Origin of the sequence: Micromonospora sp. DT227, assembly GCF_049841835.1 — a bacterium.
Lineage (GTDB): Bacteria > Actinomycetota > Actinomycetes > Mycobacteriales > Micromonosporaceae > Micromonospora.
Genome location: NZ_JBNCLA010000020.1, coordinates 1 through 14,216 on the forward strand (window position 1 = coordinate 1; position 14,216 = coordinate 14,216).

General features: G+C 73.6%; 14 protein-coding genes. 13 read left to right on the plus strand and 1 reads right to left on the minus strand.

Annotated features, from left to right (window positions below; translation table 11 throughout):
- The first annotated feature begins 251 nt into the window (after positions 1-251).
- The 10 genes from ACLQ2W_RS32750 to pheT all read left to right on the plus strand — a co-directional run bounded on the left by ACLQ2W_RS32750 (position 252) and on the right by pheT (position 9,172).
- Complete coding sequence (locus tag ACLQ2W_RS32750) at positions 252-515, plus strand: phosphoribosyl-ATP diphosphatase (RefSeq protein WP_043324932.1); 264 nt, start codon at positions 252-254, stop codon at positions 513-515.
- Between the two features lie 43 nt (positions 516-558).
- Positions 559-1,404: an ATP phosphoribosyltransferase gene (gene hisG / locus ACLQ2W_RS32755; protein WP_405093634.1), complete on the plus strand. Its 846-nt coding sequence runs from the start codon at positions 559-561 to the stop codon at positions 1,402-1,404.
- Positions 1,401-2,363: a DMT family transporter gene (locus ACLQ2W_RS32760; RefSeq protein WP_425791631.1), complete on the plus strand. Its 963-nt coding sequence runs from the start codon at positions 1,401-1,403 to the stop codon at positions 2,361-2,363. The genes hisG and ACLQ2W_RS32760 overlap by 4 nt, the downstream gene beginning before the upstream one ends.
- Positions 2,360-2,833, plus strand: a complete 474-nt coding sequence (locus ACLQ2W_RS32765) for a PH domain-containing protein (protein ID WP_425791633.1) — start codon at positions 2,360-2,362, stop codon at positions 2,831-2,833. The genes ACLQ2W_RS32760 and ACLQ2W_RS32765 overlap by 4 nt, the downstream gene beginning before the upstream one ends.
- Before the next feature lie 326 nt (positions 2,834-3,159).
- Positions 3,160-3,810 (plus strand): translation initiation factor IF-3, encoded by a 651-nt coding sequence (gene infC / locus ACLQ2W_RS32770; protein WP_405093637.1) that lies wholly within the window; start codon positions 3,160-3,162, stop codon positions 3,808-3,810.
- Positions 3,811-3,828: 18 nt separating this feature from the next.
- Positions 3,829-4,023 carry a 50S ribosomal protein L35 gene (gene rpmI, locus ACLQ2W_RS32775; protein ID WP_107160101.1) on the plus strand — a complete coding sequence of 65 codons (195 nt, stop codon included), beginning with the start codon at positions 3,829-3,831 and terminating at the stop codon, positions 4,021-4,023.
- A gap of 32 nt (positions 4,024-4,055) precedes the next feature.
- Positions 4,056-4,448: a 50S ribosomal protein L20 gene (gene rplT / locus ACLQ2W_RS32780; protein ID WP_046564689.1), complete on the plus strand. Its 393-nt coding sequence runs from the start codon at positions 4,056-4,058 to the stop codon at positions 4,446-4,448.
- Positions 4,449-4,479: 31 nt separating this feature from the next.
- Positions 4,480-5,361, plus strand: a complete 882-nt coding sequence (locus ACLQ2W_RS32785) for a TrmH family RNA methyltransferase (protein ID WP_425791636.1) — start codon at positions 4,480-4,482, stop codon at positions 5,359-5,361.
- 173 nt (positions 5,362-5,534) lie between these two features.
- A complete protein-coding gene (gene pheS / locus ACLQ2W_RS32790; RefSeq protein WP_425791638.1) occupies positions 5,535-6,596 on the plus strand; it encodes a phenylalanine--tRNA ligase subunit alpha in 1,062 nt (353 codons plus the stop codon).
- A gap of 26 nt (positions 6,597-6,622) precedes the next feature.
- Complete coding sequence (gene pheT, locus ACLQ2W_RS32795) at positions 6,623-9,172, plus strand: phenylalanine--tRNA ligase subunit beta (protein WP_425791640.1); 2,550 nt, start codon at positions 6,623-6,625, stop codon at positions 9,170-9,172.
- 89 nt (positions 9,173-9,261) lie between these two features.
- On the opposite strand, the gene ACLQ2W_RS32800 is transcribed toward pheT, so the two are convergent.
- Positions 9,262-10,146 carry a Crp/Fnr family transcriptional regulator gene (locus tag ACLQ2W_RS32800; protein WP_425791642.1) on the minus strand — a complete coding sequence of 295 codons (885 nt, stop codon included), beginning with the start codon at positions 10,144-10,146 and terminating at the stop codon, positions 9,262-9,264.
- A gap of 175 nt (positions 10,147-10,321) precedes the next feature.
- On the opposite strand from ACLQ2W_RS32800, the gene ACLQ2W_RS32805 reads away from it, so the two are divergent.
- Genes ACLQ2W_RS32805 through ACLQ2W_RS32815 form a run of 3 tightly spaced genes read left to right on the plus strand, consistent with a single transcriptional unit; the run spans position 10,322 to position 14,198 of the window.
- Positions 10,322-11,134 carry a hypothetical protein gene (locus ACLQ2W_RS32805; protein ID WP_357300292.1) on the plus strand — a complete coding sequence of 271 codons (813 nt, stop codon included), beginning with the start codon at positions 10,322-10,324 and terminating at the stop codon, positions 11,132-11,134.
- Positions 11,131-13,371 (plus strand): hypothetical protein, encoded by a 2,241-nt coding sequence (locus ACLQ2W_RS32810; RefSeq protein ID WP_425791644.1) that lies wholly within the window; start codon positions 11,131-11,133, stop codon positions 13,369-13,371. Before ACLQ2W_RS32805 ends, ACLQ2W_RS32810 begins: the two co-directional genes overlap by 4 nt.
- Positions 13,368-14,198: a hypothetical protein gene (locus ACLQ2W_RS32815; protein WP_425791646.1), complete on the plus strand. Its 831-nt coding sequence runs from the start codon at positions 13,368-13,370 to the stop codon at positions 14,196-14,198. Before ACLQ2W_RS32810 ends, ACLQ2W_RS32815 begins: the two co-directional genes overlap by 4 nt.
- Positions 14,199-14,216 lie beyond the last annotated feature (18 nt).

Consider the following 14,216-nt stretch of genomic DNA (forward strand, 5'->3'; position numbering starts at 1 on the left):
TACATCGCCCGAGACCTCTACCGACGCCTCGAAAACCCACCCCAACCACTTGACGCACCATAGGAGCGTCCCACCCCACCCCCACCCCACCCGCCAGCGGGTTGATCATGAGGTTGGCGGCGACATACCGGACATGAACCACCGTCAACCTCATGATCGTCGCCGTGGTGCCGGGCGGGAGTGGTGAGGTGGGCGACGCGGGTGGACCCGGTTGGCGGGCTCACCGGGGGCGGCTGGAAGAATCGCGTTCCGTGAAGACGTTCGAGGAGTTGTTCGCCGAGCTGCAGGCCAAGGCCGCCGCCGGCACCCCGGGCTCGGGCACGGTCGACGCGCTCGCCAAGGGCGTGCACTTCATCGGCAAGAAGGTCGTCGAGGAGGCGGCCGAGTCGTGGATGGCGGCCGAGCATGAGGGCCCGGAACGGGCCGCCGAGGAGATCTCCCAGCTGCTCTACCAGGCGCAGGTGCTGATGCTGGCCACCGGCCTGGAGCTGAAGGACGTCTACCGACATCTGTGAGTGCCCGTCCGCTGATCATCCGATCGAACGAAGGAGCACTCCCATGCTGCGTGTCGCCGTACCCAACAAGGGCGCCCTGGCCGAGTCGGCCGCCGGGATGCTGCGCGAGGCGGGCTACCGCCAGCGCACCGACCCGAAGGACCTGGTCTGCCGGGACGAGCCCAACGACATCGAGTTCTTCTACCTGCGCCCCAAGGACATCGCCACCTACGTCGGCTCCGGCGACCTGGACGTCGGCATCACCGGGCGGGACCTGCTGATCGACTCCGGCGCGCCGGCCGAGGAGGTGCTGGACCTCAACTTCGGGCGGGCCACCTTCCGGTTCGCCGCCCGCCCCGACGACGTCGCCTCCGTCCAGCAGCTCGGCGGGCACCGGATCGCCACCGCGTACCCGGGTCTGGTCGAGCGGCACCTGGCCGAGCTGGACGTCAAGGCCGAGGTGATCCGGCTCGACGGGGCGGTGGAGAACGCCATCCGCCTCGGCGTGGCCGACGTGGTCGCCGACGTGGTGGAGACCGGCGCCACGCTGCGCCAGGCCGGCCTGGTGGTGTTCGGCGAGCCGCTGCTGCGTTCCTCGGCGGTGCTGGTACGGCGGGCCGGCGCGTCCGGCAGCGCCCAGCAGGAGCAGCTCGAACGCCGGCTGCACGGCGTGCTGGTCGCCCGCCGCTACGTGATGCTCGCCTACGACGTGCCGGCCGGGCTGCTCGACCGGGCCAGCTCGCTCACGCCGGGCATCGAGTCGCCGACCGTCTCGCCGCTGCACCGGGAGGGCTGGGTCGCGGTGCAGGCGATGGTGCTCCGCGACGACGTCCACCGGATCATGGACGAGCTGTACGAGCTGGGCGCCCGGGCGATCCTGGTCACCAACATCCACGCCTGCCGGCTGTGAGGCCGCTGCCGCTCCCGGCCGCGTTGACCGTCGTCGTGCTGGCCGGGGTGGCCTCGGCCGCCCAGGGCGTGGTCAACGCCGAGTTGGGGGAGCGGACCGGCGACCCGGTGCTCGGCGCGGTGGCGAACAACGTGGTCGGCTGCCTGGTCGTGCTGCTCGGGCTGGCGGTGGTGCCGTCGATGCGGACCGGGCTGGCCGCGCTGCGCCGGGCCGGCCTGCCCTGGTGGTCGTACCTGGGCGGGGTGGGCGGCGCGGTGATCGTGCTGACCGCCCCGGTGGTGGTGCCGGTGCTCGGGGTGGCCGTGTTCACCATCGCCCAGGTGGCCGGCGGCAGCCTCGGCGGCCTGGCCGTGGACCGGGCCGGGCTGGCCGCGGCCGGCCGGCTGCGGCTCACCGCGCCCCGGGTGGCCGGCGCGCTGCTCGGCATCGCCGCGGTGGCGCTCGCGCAGCTCGGCCGGCCGGTGGGGGACCTGGCGATCGGTCTGGTGCTGCTCTCCGTGGTGGGCGGGTTGGCGGTGGCGTTCCAGTCCGCGCTCAACGGGCGGATCGCGGCCGGGGTCGGGCCGGCCGCCGGGCTCGCGGTCAACTTCGTGGTCAGCACGTCGGTGATCGGCGCGGTGGCGCTGCTGGTCGGCGCGTTCGCCGGCCAGCCGCGCTGGCCGACCGAGTGGTGGCTCTACACGGGCGGCCTGTTCGGGGTCGGCATCGTGCTCGCGCTGCTGGTCGGGGTGCGGGCCGCCGGGGTGCTGCGGACCGGCCTGGCGCTGGTGGCCGGGCAGCTCGGCGGCGCGCTGCTGCTGGATCTGGCGCTGCCCGACGGTCCCGGCGTCCGGCTGCCGGTGCTGGCCGGCGCCGTGCTCACGCTGCTGGCGCTGCTGGTGGCGGGCGTCCGGCGGCGCGGTCCGGCCCGTGTGGCGGCCGAACGCGAGCGCGAGCCGGATGGCAGACTGGTCGGGTGAGTGATTCCGTGGTGACCGTGCGGCCCCGCCGCGTCCGGGTGGTCTGCTGGGCGGCGGCCGTCACGCTGCTGGTGGTGTTCAGCCTCGTCGCGACGTCCCTGACCGGCGCGACCGGCGACGGTTACGGCTCGTTCCAGCGCGGCGACCAGTTCGCCATGATCGGCCTGGGCGTCTTCGGCGCGCTCGGCTTCCTGCTGTTCACCCGTCCCCGCGTGGTCGCCGACGCCAAGGGCGTCCGGGTGCGCAACGTGATCGGCTCCTACGAGCTGCCGTGGGAGGTGATCCGCGGGGTCCGGTTCGACCGGGGCGCCCCGTGGGCCAGCCTGGAGCTGCACGACGACGACCTGCTGCCGATGGTGGCGCTCCAGGCCGCCGACAAGGAGAGCGCGGTCGAGGCGGTCCGCGCGCTGCGCCGCCTGCACCAGGCGCACCTGGCCACGCTGGCCGCCGGGCAGTCCGCGCCCCGCTGACCTGCGGGCCCGGTTTGGGTGGGCCTGGGTCGAGGGTGTAGTGTTGCGGGGTCGACCAGACCGCCCCCGTCCCTGACGTGCGGGCGGTCGCTGAAGCGGAGCGCCCGCTCCCACCCGAGTCGCCGTCCAGGTGTCCGGGTCCGGTCCCCGGTTTCGGGCACGTCCCGATCCCGGATGCGCGATCCTGTGATCGTGCCGACCGGTCGAGTGGGCCCTGGCATACGCCGGGGCCTTCTGCTTTCCGGGTCGGCTCCCGCCCGGGAGCCCGCGGAGTCGGCACCGTAGGACACTCGACTCGAGGAGGCCCCATCAGCGTCGAACCACGCGTGAACGAGCAGATCCGGGCACGTGAGGTCCGACTGGTCGGCCCTGAGGGTGAGCAGGTGGGCATCGTCCCGCTGGAGCGCGCCCTGCAGCTGGCCGCGGACGTCGACCTGGACCTGGTCGAGGTTGCGCCGATGGCGCGCCCGCCGGTGTGCAAGCTCATGGACTTCGGCAAGTTCAAGTACGAGAGCGCACTCAAGGCGCGCGAAGCGCGGCGTAACCAGCAGCAGACCGTCATCAAGGAAATGAAGCTTCGGCCGAAGATCGACCCGCACGACTACGAGACCAAGAAGGGTCACGTGGTGCGGTTCCTCAAGGCGGGCGACAAGGTCAAGGTGACGATCATGTTCCGCGGTCGCGAGCAGAGCCGCCCGGAGCTGGGTTACCGGCTCCTGCGCCGGCTCGAGTCCGAGATCACGGACCTGGGATACGTCGAGGCCGCCCCGAAGCAGGACGGCCGAAACATGATCATGGTTCTCGCTCCGCACCGGGCCGTCAAGGCCTCCGCGGTCGCCGCCACGGCGTCCCGCGGTGGGCCCCGCGACCGGGGCGCGGAGGAGTCGGCAGCCCCGGCAGGTGGCGAGACCCCGGCGGCCGGCGAGACCGCAGCAGCCGGTGAGACCGGCCCGACCGCTGACACCAGCGGCCAGTAACAGGGAGAGACGTTCCACATGCCGAAGATGAAGAGCCACACGGGTACGGGCAAGCGGGTCAAGGTGACCGGCTCGGGCAAGATCGTTGCCCAGCAGGCCGGCCTCCGCCACAAGCTGGAGAAGAAGCCCTCCACCCAGACCCGCCGGCTGACCGGCACCGTCGAGCTGGCCAAGGCCGACGTGAAGCGCATCAAGAAGCTGCTCGGCCGCTGACGCGCGCCACCTGAACCGAAGAAGGAGTTGAGATGGCACGCGTCAAGCGGGCTGTGAACGCCCAGAAGAAGCGTCGTACCCTGCTGGAGACCGCGAGCGGTTACCGCGGTCAGCGCTCCCGGCTCTACCGCAAGGCCAAGGAGCAGGTGCTGCACTCGATGCAGTACGCCTACCGGGACCGTCGCGACCGCAAGGGCGACTTCCGGCAGCTCTGGATCCAGCGGATCAACGCCGGCGCCCGGGCCAACGGCCTGACCTACAACCGGCTGATCCAGGGCCTGCGCCTGGCCGGCATCGAGGTCGACCGCAAGATCCTGGCCGACCTGGCCGTCAACGACGCCGCCGCGTTCGCGGCGATCGTCGAGCTGGCCCGCGCCGCCGTGGCGGCCGAGGGCACCGGTGGCGCCGCGGCCCAGGCCGCCTGACCCACCCGTACGGCAGATCGAGGCGTCTCCCATGCAGTCACCGTCGCAGGGGAGACGCCTCGACGCCGTCTCCGGCCCGTTCACCCCGCGTACCCCGAGGGTCGTGGCGGCCCGCCGGCTGCACCGCCGGCGCGACCGCGAGCAGGCCGGCCGCTTCCTCGCCGAGGGGCCGCAGGCCGTGCGCGAGGCGCTCGCCCGCGCCGGCACGGTGGTCGAACTGTTCGGCACCCCGACCGCGCTGGACCGGCACGCTGACCTCGCCGCCGTCGCCGCCCGCGCCGACGTGCCGGTCTCCGAGGTCACCGACGAGGCCCTGGCCGCGCTCACCGAGACGGTGGCCCCGCAGGGCCTGGTGGCCGTCTGCCGGCACCTCGACGTGCCGCTGGCCGAGGCCGTCGCGGGCGGGCCGCGACTGGTCGCGGTGCTCGCCGGGATCCGTGACCCGGGCAACGCCGGGACGGTGCTGCGGACCGCTGACGCCGCCGGCGCCGGCGCGGTGGTCTTCGCCGGCGAGGCGGTCGACCCGTACAACGGCAAGTGCGTGCGGGCGTCCGCCGGCAGCCTGTTCCACGTCGACGTGGTGCGCGCCGCCGACCCGCTCACGGCCGTCGCGGCGCTGCGGGCCGCCGGGCTGGCGATCCTGGCCACCACCGGGTACGGCGACAGCGACCTCGACGACCTCGCGGACGCCGGCCGGCTCGCCGCGCCCACCGCGTGGTTGTTCGGATCGGAGGCGCACGGCCTGCCCGAGGAGTTGACCGCGGTCGCCGACGCCCGGGTCCGGGTGCCGCTGCACGGGCGCGCCGAGAGTCTCAATCTGGCTGCGGCGGCGGCCGTCTGCCTGTATTCTTCGGCCAGAGCACTGCGTGCCCCCAGGGCCACGCGGCACACCGCAGGGGAGTCCACCTCGTGAGGAACGCGCCACGGCGTTCGTTTAGCCAGCCCGCCGGTGTCGGCGGGCGGCAGGTCTGACCCTTCCCCCTGCACGACTCCCACCGGCGGGCTGCGGCGAAGCCGCGCGTCCGTAGACTCGCCTGGCCGCCTGTAGTCGGGCCGGCGCCGCCCTTGAGGGAGTGCCCGTTCACCATGAGTTACCGCAACGATCCGTACGACCCGAAGCAGGTCGCCCTGCTCGACCCGGACGCCCTGGCCGGAGCCGTGGCCGACGCCGAGAAGGCGTTCGCCGCCGCCACCGACCCGGACGCGTTGACCGCGCTGCGCCCGGCGCATCTGGGGGACCGGTCCCCGGTGTCGCTGGCCCGCCGGGAGATCGGCGCGCTGCCGCCGGCCGCGAAGTCCGACGCCGGCAAGCGGGTCAACGAGGCCCGCCGGGCCATCGAGTCCGCGTACGCCGCCCGCCAGGAGGTCCTGGACCGCGCGCAGGCCGAGCGGGTGCTGGTCGAGGAGCGGGTCGACGTGACCCTGCCCCACGACCGCCGGCCGCGCGGCGCCCGCCACCCGCTGACCGTGCTGATGGAGCAGATCAGCGACCTGTTCATCGGCATGGGCTACGAGGTGGCCGAGGGGCCCGAGGTCGAGTTGGAGTGGACCAACTTCGACGCGCTCAACATCCCGGCCGACCACCCGGCGCGCGGGCTGATGGACACGTTCCACATCGCCCCCCAGGGGTCGGGCCTGGTGCTGCGCACCCACACCTCGCCGGTGCAGGCGCGCACCATGCTCAGCCGCAAGCCGCCGATCTACGTGGTGGTGCCCGGCCGGGTCTACCGCACCGACGAGCTGGACGCCACCCACGCGCCGGTCTTCCACCAGGTCGAGGGCCTGGTGGTGGACAAGGGCATCACCATGGCGCACCTGCGCGGCACGCTCGACCACTTCGCGCGCGCCATGTTCGGCGAGGGCGCGAAGACGCGCTGGCGTCCGCACTACTTCCCGTTCACCGAGCCGTCGGCCGAGTTCGACGTCTGGTTCCCGGAGCACCGGGACGGGCCGCAGTGGGTCGAGTGGGGCGGCTGCGGCATGGTCAACCCGCGGGTGCTGCGCGCCTGCGGGATCGACCCGGAGGTCTACTCCGGATTCGCGTTCGGCATGGGCATCGACCGGACCGTGATGGTCCGGCACGGCGTCAGCGACATGCGGGACATGGCCGAGGGCGACGTGCGGTTCACCCGCGCGTTCGGCGCCTGAGCTACGGGAACGGTGGAGTAACAGTCATGCGAGTTTCAGTCAGTTGGCTGCGGGAGTACGTGGATCTCCCCGCCGACCTGCCCGCCGGTGACCTGGAGCAGGCGCTCGTCGACCTCGGCATCGAGGTCGAGTCGATCGTGGACCTGCGGGCGACCGTCACCGGCCCGCTGGTCGTGGGCGAGGTCTTGGAGATCGAGGAGCTGACCGGTTTCAAGAAGCCGATCCGCTTCTGCCGGGTGGACGTCGGCGGCGCGAACGGCACCGGCGAGCCGCAGGAGATCGTCTGCGGGGCGCGCAACTTCGCCCCCGGCGACAAGGTCGTGGTGATCCTGCCGGGCGGTGTGCTGCCGGGCAACTTCGCCATCGGCGCGCGCAAGACGTACGGGCGCAACTCCCACGGGATGATCTGCTCGGCGCGGGAGCTGGGCCTGGGCGACGACCACTCCGGCATCATCGTGCTGCCCGCGGACGTCAAGGCCCAGCCCGGCGACGACGCGCGCCCGGTCGTCGGCCTGGACGACGTGGTGGTCGAGATGGAGATCACCCCGGACCGCGGGTACGCGCTCAGCGTCCGCGGCATCGCCCGGGAGCTGTCGCACGCGCTCGGCGTGCCGTTCCGTGACCCGGCCGACGCGCCGGCGACGGGCGGGACCGCCGAGCCGGCGTACCCGGTGGAGGTCCGTGACCCGGTCGGTTGCGACCGGTTCGCGGCCCGGATGGTGCGCGGCGTCGACCCGACCGTGGCCACGCCCGGCTGGATGCGGCAGCGGCTGACCGTGGCCGGCGTGCGCAGCATCTCGCTGCCTGTCGACATCACCAACTACCTGATGCTCGAACTCGGCCAGCCGATGCACGCGTTCGACGCGGACCGGATCGCCGGGCCGCTCGTGGTGCGCCGCGCCGAGCCGGGGGAGAAGCTGACCACGCTGGACGGGGTGAGCCGCAGCCTGGTCGCCGAGGACATGGTGATCTGCGACGAGACAGGGCCGATCTCGCTGGCCGCGGTGATGGGCGGCGAGACCAGCGAGGTGCTCGCCTCCACCACGAACGTGCTGTTCGAGGCCGCGCACTGGGATCCGGCGATGGTGGGCCGCACCGCCCGGCGGCACAAGCTGTTCAGCGAGGCCGCGAAGCGCTGGGAGCGGGGCGTCGACCCGACGCTGCCGCTCGTCGCGCTGGAGAAGGCGGTCCGGTTGCTCACCGACCTGGCCGGCGGCACGCCCGGTGCGGAGGTGCTCGACCTCGACCACGTCCGCCCGCCGTCGCCGGTGACGCTGCCGGTGGACCTGCCGACCCGCCGGGTGGGTGTGTCGTACCCGGCGGACCGGGTGGTGGAGCTGCTGGAGCAGGTCGGCTGCGCGGTCAGCCGCGGCGCCGACCGGCTCGGCGAGGACCCGGGCACGGTCGGGGTGGCCACCGGCGGCGCCGCCGAGGTGCTGACCGTGACGCCGCCGAGCTGGCGGCCCGACCTGACCGACCCGGCCGACCTGGTGGAGGAGGTGGTCCGCCTCGACGGGTACGACCGGGTGCCGTCGGTGCTGCCCACCGCGCGGCCCGGCCGGGGCCTCACCCCGGCGCAGCAGCGCCGCCGCGCGGTGGCCCGCTCGCTCGCCGAGCGCGGCTGGGTCGAGGTGCTGGCGCAGCCGTTCGTCGCCCCGGAGCTGGCCGACCAGCTCGGCCTGCCGGCCGACGACCCGCGCCGCCCCGCGGTGCGGGTGGCCAACCCGCTGTCCGAGGAGGAGCCGCTGCTGCGCACCACGCTGCTCGGCCCGCTGCTCGGCATCGTCCGGCGCAACGTGGGCCGGGGCCAGCGGGACGTGGCGATCTACGAGATCGGCGCGGTCTTCCGTCCCCGTCCGGGCGTCGGCGCCCCGCCCGCCATGGGCGTGGACCGGCGGCCCACCGACGAGGAGTTCGCCGCCGCCGACGCGGTGGTGCCGGCGCAGCCGCGACACGTCGCGGTGGCGCTCTGCGGCGAGATCGAGCCGGCCGGCTGGTGGGGCGCGGGTCGCGCGGCAAGCTGGGCGGACGCCGTCGAGGCCGGCCGGGCGGTGCTCGCCGCCGCCGGCATCCCGGCCGACCGGGTGACCGTGCGGGCCGGTGAGTACGCCCCCTGGCACCCGGGCCGCTGCGCCGAGCTGCTCGTCGACGACACCGTGGTCGGGCACGCCGGCGAGCTGCACCCGGCCGTGGTGACGGCGCTGGAACTGCCCCGGCGCACCAGCGCCATGGAGCTGGACCTGGACGCGCTGCCCGCCGCGCCGCTGGTGGCCGGGCCGGCCATCTCCACGTTCCCGCCGGCGCTGATCGACGTGGCGCTGGTGGTGGACGAGGCGGTGCCGGCGGCCGAGGTCCGGGCGGCGCTCGTCGAGGGCGCCGGCGCGCTGCTGGAGGACGTCCGGCTCTTCGACGTCTACGCCTCGGCGCAGCTCGGCGCCGGACGGAAGTCGTTGGCGTACAAGCTGACGTTCCGCGCCCCGGACCGGACCCTCGCCGGCGAGGAGGCGGTGGCCGCCCGGGACGCCGCGGTGGCGCTCGCCGCGCAGCGCTTCGGCGCCACCCTCCGCGGCGCCTGAGGTGTAAGGAGGGGCCCCCGCTTAACGCCTACGGTAGAGGCGGGGGCCCCTCCCAACACTCGGACATCCGCAGGAACTCCCGCCGGTGGTTACTCCTCGTCGGCGGGCAGCTCGCCGAGTTCCCGCAGGTGTCGCAGGTCCCGCACGGTGATCCGCCGGTAGTCGGTGTCCACGAGCCGCTCGGCGCGCAGGTCGCGCAGCGCCTTCTGGATCGAGGTCTCGGCAGCCCCGCAGATCGTCGCCAGCTCGGGCTGGGTGAGCCGGACGTCGATGACGACTCCGTCCGGGCTCCGTCGGCCGTGCGTGCGGCACAGCTCGGCGATCACTCTGGCCACCCGGATCTTCACCGCGTACGAGCTGAAGTCGATGCGGCGGCGGTTGGACCAGCGCAGCCGGTCCGCGACCATCGCCGCGAGTTCGAGCGCGGCCTCGGGATGCTCCCTGAGGAAGCGGGTGAAACGGTCCCTCGTGACGACGCTGTAGCGCGTCGGGCCGCAGGTGGTGATCGTGGCCGAGCGTGGCTGGTCGTTGAGGGCGGACATCTCGCCGACCAGGTCGCCGCCGACCCGCAGCGAGAGCAGCGCCGACCGGCCGTCGGGGAGGCTCGCCGCCACCTTGGTCAGCCCCTCCTCCAGCAGCACCAGGTGCGACTCCCGAACGCCCTCATGGATGAGAATCTGCCCGGCCGGCACCTGACGCCGGACGCCGAGGTCGAGCACGATCGCGCGGGTGTCGGGCCGCAGCCGTTGCAGGAAGGTGCCGTACGGCCACTGAACGTCCGGGGGTGCACCTCGACGCATCGACAACCTCACTCTCGTCTTCCCGCGAAGGCGGTCGAAGCGTAGCCGAAACTGAGCGGAGCGCGACGCCCGGCGCAGTAGGGCGACGGCCCCGGCGTACAGCGCCACCAGGGCCAGCACCTGCGCCGGCTGCCAGCCTGCGGCGAGGAGCAGTTCGCTGAGGACCTCGACCATGTCCCCAGTGCAACGCGGATCCGGCCGCCGGATCCCGGACGGAGAGGGGAAGACCGGTTTCGGACGGTCCGGCGGATGCCGTACTTCTACGGGGTGCGGCCCGGGTGAGCCCGGTTCGATGTCCCTTGTGGTCCCGCCGGTGTGGGCGGGCGGGTGACGAAGGGGCGACACGTCGATGCACCATCCCGAGCGACGACTGTTGATCAGTGTGGACATGGAGCGGTACAGCCGCCGCAGCAACCTCCAGCAGTACGAGGCGCAGCAGGAGTTCCGGCGTCTGCTGCACGAGGCGGCCGCCGCGGTCGGGCTGGACCGGACGGCCTGGCGTACCCAGCAGGCCGGAGACGGCGAGCTGGCGATCCTGCCCCGGGACGCGCCGGAGGCGCGCGTGATCGGCCGGTTCGTGCCCGAACTCAGCCGACGGTTGCGGGGGTACAACAGCAGCCGCGTCCCGGCGGCGCGGATCCGCCTGCGGATGGCCGTACACCAGGGGATCGTGCACCTCGACGGCGCGAACGGCTTCCCGGGCACCGCCGTGGTGCGGGTCTGCCGACTCTGTGACGCCGATCCGGTGAGGCGTGCTCTGGCGGACTTCCCGGGCGCGGGCGTGGCTCTCGTCGTCTCCAGCGACATCTACCAGGACGTCGTCTGCGAATACCCGGAGGAGTTGCGGCCCGAACGGTTCCGCCGGGTTCGGGTCAGCCATCCTGGTAAGGACTTCGAGGAGCATGCCTGGCTCCACGTGGTCGACGAGGACATGTCGTCGGCGTCGCCGGAGGGCGGGGGACCGACCGCGCCGGCCGGTGACGCCGAGCGGGCCCCGAGCGCCGCTCCGGCTCCCGCCCCGGGCGTCGCCGGACCCGGCAGCTCCGGTATCCACATCGGTAGCCTCCAGGTGGACGGACAGAACGCCATCGGCGCGAACGCGACCGCGATCGGATCCGTCGGCCGGGACGCCAGCATCGGCCGGGACGGTGGTGACCGGTGACCGGGTTCGCGCCGCAGCCGGAGATGGACGCCGTGTCGGTGCCGGTCGCGCCGGCCGGTCAGGAGTCTGCCGAGGAGCATTCGCCGCCCGTCACGGCGGACGCTGGGCCCGGGGAGGAGCCGGCGGAGGACGACCAGGCCGGTGTGGAGGACGTCGAGGACGATTCCCCGCTCGATCCCGGCGAGGTGCTCGACCGATTGTCCGCGCTGCTCGGCACCCCGGCCGGCGTCGAGGTCAGGGAGATGCGCGTCCGTGGGCAGAACGCGACCGGGGCCGGGGCCACCGCCATCGGCACGATGAACGTCACGATGGCCGGCGCTGTCGGTGGCCGGACCTGGTCCGAGACGCTGAGCGGGACGGTCGTCCGCCAGTCTGCCGACGGCTACGCGCCCGCGCCCAGTGACCAGCAGATCGACCGACGGCTGAAGCAGGTGGCCCTGGTCTGCCTCTCCGGGCCGGAGGGCACCGGCCGGCACACGGCGGCGCGTCTGGCCGCCGCTCGGCGGCACGGCTACGACCGCGTGGGACTGGTCAACGTGGAGGGTCCCGGGGATCTGATCCAGGCGGCCGGAGCCCTGCGTGCCGGTCACGGCTACGTGCTGCCCCTGAACGATCGGGCGGTTCGGGAACTGGACGGTATGACGCTGGTCGGTGCGGCGAACCGGGTCGAGGCGGCGGGCTGCACGATGGTGCTCGTCGGCGACTTCCGGTCGCGGATCCGCGAGTTCACCGACCAGCTCGTCGAACACCGCCCCCCGGCGGCGGTGGATGTCTTCCGCGCCCAACTACGCCGGCAGTTGCGCGGTCGGTGCGTCGGCTGGTGCGGCAACGGTTGCGCCGGTGGGTGCGTCGACAGCTATGTCGAGGAGGAGTGCGCCGGGCATCCCCTGCTGATCGGCTATCTGGGTGGTGACCCGCGCCCGGGTGAGGTGGTCCGGGTGGTGGAGTCGATCGCCCGGAACCCGGTGAGCGGCGCGGACCTCACCCAGCAGTTGGAGCGCCTGCTGCCCCGGCAGGTGCGCGAACGGGCGGCGCGGATCCTCGACTGCGCCGACGCGGGGCGGGACCTGTCGGGGAGCTGGACCGCCGACGAGCGGCGCGCTTTCCGGCTGTCCTGCGCGGTGCTGGCCGGTCAGCCGGTGTCGGAGGTCCATCAGGCGGCCCGGTTGCTGACTCTGCCCGGGTTCGACGAGCCGGGACGGGCGTCCTCGGCGCGTACCTCGGCTGCGCTCGACGAGCTGCTGGGGCCGGAGCTGCGTCAGGCCGTGCGGGTGCTCGACGACGACCGGATCGCGGGTGGGCGGCGGGTGGAGTTCACCCCGGGCAACGACGCGCTGCGGGCCAGCCTGCTGGAGGTCGCCTGGCAGGACTGGTTCCTGCCGGGGCAGCTCCTGGGGTGGTGGGTCGAGCTCGCACGCGGTGACGTGCCGGGGGTACGGCAGGCTGCGGCGGGTGCGATCGGCTGGTCGGCGGGGCACGCCGTGCGTTCCGCGCTGGATGCCGTGGACCAGTTGGCCCGGGAACGCCGCGCGGGCGTACGCCAAGTGGCTGCCATCGCCCTGGTCGCCATGGCGATGCAACCCCCGCTGCGGCAGCGGATCCGCACCGAGTTGGACCGCTGGGCCGAGAGCGGCGCAGCGCACCGGCGCGACACCGTGGCCCGGGCGTACGCCCTCGGCCTGGCTCGTCTTTGGCCCGACACGGCGCTGCTCCAGCTACGGCAGGTCGCCGAGGCCCGTATGCAGCGGTGGCAGAACTCCGTGGTCCGTGGACTGGTGGAGGTCTACGACGCGGGCCACGCGCCGGCCGTGCTGGCCGCGCTCGCGGAGTGGGCCGCCTCGGCCGACCCCGAGGTACGGCTGCATGCGGGGCGGGCGTTGCGGACCCTCGCCGACCGCTGGTCGCCCGTCCCCCGGGAGCACTGGCCGGAACTGCTGGACCTGGTGCGGAGTGGCACGCTCCGACTGCCAGACCTGGCCACGTGTTGGGCCGCCGCGCTCTCCCTTCCCGGCACCGCGTTCCGTGCCTGGCGGACGCTCGGGTTCTGGCTCAACCGCGCGGACGGACATCCGGAGGTGGCGGCGTACTGCCTGGAGCTGCTCCGGGCGGTCGTGGCCGGCCACGAACCGCTCCGGCGCCGCCTCGACCATCAGCTCCGGCACGTCTGGCGGCCCGTGATGCGCGGCAACCCCCTGCTCGACGACATCCGACGACTCACCGAAGAGGAACAGCGATGAGCACTCACCCCACAGCGCGTCCGGCCACCCGACCGTCCGTTCCCGACCAGCCGGAGCGCCGCCGCTGGTGGCACGCGATCTTTCCACCCACCACCTCGCCCCTGATCACCGCGCCGCCGGTGCCGGTGGCCCCGGTGACCGTGTCGTACCGGCAGGAGGCGCCGCAGCCCGTCCTGGTGCCGGCGAGGGGCGACGCCTTCGACTTCCGGCTGAACCCGGTGTTCGTCTGGACTGCCCAGCACATGACGTCCGAGCATCTGCGGTTGCGGGCGGACAGCTACCTGACCTGGGCCGGCGGCATTCTCCGGGAGGAGGCGGTCGGCCTCTCCCGGCAACACGAGCCCCATCGATCCCACGAACTGGAGCAGGCGTTGAACACGCGCCTGACGGGTCGACGCTGGCCCCGCGAGGGGACGGCGCCCTCCTTCACCGTCCAGGTACGGGTCAGTCCCGACGAGCGGGTGCGGGAACGGCTGCGGCCGTACTGGGAGGACCGGATCCGGTTGGAGTGCGACCACGAACTGCAGAAGATCCGGGCCCGTCAGGCCGACGAGCTGACCCGGCGGTGGTGTGCGGTGCTCCAGAACCTGGAGGACGACCCGGTGACGGCGCACGCCGCCCGGCTCACCGGGGAACAGTTCGCCGAGGTGTTCCGCCGCTACGTGGCGGAGCGCCGGGAGACCGTGCCGGAGCTGGTGGACCTGCTCCGTGAGGCGGTCCGGGGACACAACGACCTGAACATGGGGCCGTCGGAGTACACCCAGGCGTGGGACACGGCCCTGCGCACGTACCAGCAGCAGCACGGGCTCGCCGAGCACCGTCGCTGACCCTGAGCCGGCGCGGCC

Excerpts from the sequence above, each read along its gene's own strand:
- rplT (WP_046564689.1), top strand. The coding sequence starts at position 4,056 with ATGGCACGCGTCAAGCGGGCTGTGAACGCCCAGAAGAAGCGTCGTACC.
- ACLQ2W_RS32815 (WP_425791646.1), top strand. The coding sequence starts at position 13,368 with ATGAGCACTCACCCCACAGCGCGTCCGGCCACCCGACCGTCCGTTCCC.
- ACLQ2W_RS32800 (WP_425791642.1), bottom strand. The coding sequence starts at position 10,146 with ATGGTCGAGGTCCTCAGCGAACTGCTCCTCGCCGCAGGCTGGCAGCCG.
- ACLQ2W_RS32785 (WP_425791636.1), top strand. The coding sequence starts at position 4,480 with ATGCAGTCACCGTCGCAGGGGAGACGCCTCGACGCCGTCTCCGGCCCG.
- rpmI (WP_107160101.1), top strand. The coding sequence starts at position 3,829 with ATGCCGAAGATGAAGAGCCACACGGGTACGGGCAAGCGGGTCAAGGTG.
- pheT (WP_425791640.1), top strand. The coding sequence starts at position 6,623 with ATGCGAGTTTCAGTCAGTTGGCTGCGGGAGTACGTGGATCTCCCCGCC.
- hisG (WP_405093634.1), top strand. The coding sequence starts at position 559 with ATGCTGCGTGTCGCCGTACCCAACAAGGGCGCCCTGGCCGAGTCGGCC.
- ACLQ2W_RS32805 (WP_357300292.1), top strand. The coding sequence starts at position 10,322 with ATGCACCATCCCGAGCGACGACTGTTGATCAGTGTGGACATGGAGCGG.
- pheS (WP_425791638.1), top strand. The coding sequence starts at position 5,535 with ATGAGTTACCGCAACGATCCGTACGACCCGAAGCAGGTCGCCCTGCTC.